The organism is Nostocoides japonicum T1-X7 (genome assembly GCF_001046855.1).
GTDB classification, from domain to species: Bacteria; Actinomycetota; Actinomycetes; order Actinomycetales; family Dermatophilaceae; genus Nostocoides; species Nostocoides japonicum.
Genome location: NZ_HF570958.1, coordinates 4,827,243 through 4,828,319, shown reverse-complemented (window position 1 = coordinate 4,828,319; position 1,077 = coordinate 4,827,243). Strand labels below are relative to the sequence as shown.

The window sequence follows — 1,077 nt, the reverse complement described above, 5'->3', positions numbered from 1 at the left end:
CGACGTCCGGGACCGCCGGGCCGGGGCCCGTGCCGAGCCGGGCCCGGTCCTCGACCCGCCCCGCGTAGACGTTGCGCCCCCCGAGGGTCACCCCGAGGGCCCCGGCGAAGGCCGCCTCGACGACCCCGGCGTTCGGGCTCGGGTGACGGCGGGCATCACGGCGCCATGCACGGAGGGCGTCCCGGGTCCGGCCGCCGACGACCGGTGCCGTGACGGCGGCGAGCAGCCCCGCGACGCGGGCCGGACCGAGGTTGGCCGCGTCGTCGAGCCGAGCCGACGACCACCCGAACCGCTCGTAGCGCGGGCTGTGGTGGCCCACCATCGCGTCGAGGGTGTTCGCGGCGCGGTATGCCAGGAGCCCGGGTGCTCCGCAGAGGGCACCGGCGAGGAGGGGGGCGACGACGGCGTCCGAGGTGTTCTCCGCGACGGACTCCACGGTGGCGCGGGCGATCTCGTCCGGCCCGAGGTCGCGCGGGTCGCGGCCCACGAGATGGGTCACCTGCTCGCGGGCACCCGGCAGGTCCCCGTCCTCCAGCAGCCTCGCCACCTCGGCGGCCTCGGCGGCGAGCGACCGGCCGCCGAGGGTCGCCCAGGTCGCGGCGGCGACGAGCAGTATGCGGGCCAGTGGACGACGGCGGGTCAGGCACTCCCCGACAGCTCCGAGCGCCGTCGCCGAGCCGACGAGGGCGAGCGTGAACCACGCGCCGCGCACCCGGCGATCCGCATACATCCGAGGCTCCAGCGCCGTTGCCGCCCGGCCGAACCCGGCGACGGGGTGGAACCGGCGCGGGTCGCCGACGACCCGGTCGGCGACGAACCCGAGGAGGAGGCCGAAGGCCCGAGCGAACGGCATCCGGGAAGCAACAGCGCTCAGGTGAGGTCGGAGAGGAGGGCGACGTCGGCGAGCAGGAGGGCTGCGGATCGCACGAGCGGCACGGCCGCGACCGCGCCGCTGCCCTCGCCGAGCCGCATCCCGAGGTCGAGCAGGGGCTCGAGGCCCAGCTTGTCGAGGGCGATGGACTGGGCCGGCTCGGTCGAGCGGTGCCCGGCGACGAACCAGGCGGCGGCGCCGGGCGC

The 1,077-nt window shown here is 77.3% G+C and carries 2 protein-coding genes; both read right to left on the bottom strand.

All coding sequences use genetic code 11. The features are described 5' to 3' along the window. A partial coding sequence (locus tag BN12_RS21945; RefSeq protein WP_048555655.1) for a cobalamin biosynthesis protein occupies window positions 1-853 on the bottom strand: 853 nt, incomplete at its 3' end. A gap of 17 nt (window positions 854-870) precedes the next feature. After that, window positions 871-1,077: nicotinate-nucleotide--dimethylbenzimidazole phosphoribosyltransferase (locus BN12_RS21940; RefSeq protein WP_048555654.1), on the bottom strand; the 207-nt coding region annotated here is incomplete at its 5' end.